Here is a 419-nt window from a genome sequence, read left to right on the forward strand (position 1 = left end):
ACGACGTCTCCGGCTCCTGAACCACCGAGACCTTATAGCCGTCCCGCGTGAGGATCGTCGACACGGCTTGCCAGCCCGAGCCGTCAGCGAAATAGCCGTGAACCAGGACGATGTTCTTGATAGGTGCGGCTTCGGCGAACTGGGTGGCGAATGCGCTGACGCCAATGGTCAAGGCTGCGGCAAAACGGCGAATGTTGTTGATGGTTTTCATTTTCGACTCGAGAAGGTAACGTTGTTTGGACAATTGGTTGCAATGGTTCAGCTTGCAGGCTGCCGCCGATGACTCGTTAGCGTACGGGTCATGCGAAAGCCGGCAGGAATCGTTGGGATGCCTTAACGATACTCGAGGTCATCGGCAATTCTGTTTACGTCGGATTAATCGACGGTCTTGGCCCACACCGCCTGAGCGTTGGTGAACT

Annotated in this window: 1 pseudogene; it reads right to left on the reverse strand. The window is 55.8% G+C overall.

The features are described 5' to 3' along the window. A pseudogene (locus BG57_RS31030) lies at positions 1-211 on the reverse strand (alpha/beta hydrolase); the annotation flags it as partial. Positions 212-419: the final 208 nt, after the last annotated feature.

Source organism: Caballeronia grimmiae (genome assembly GCF_000698555.1).
In the GTDB taxonomy this organism is placed as follows: domain Bacteria; phylum Pseudomonadota; class Gammaproteobacteria; order Burkholderiales; family Burkholderiaceae; genus Caballeronia; species Caballeronia grimmiae.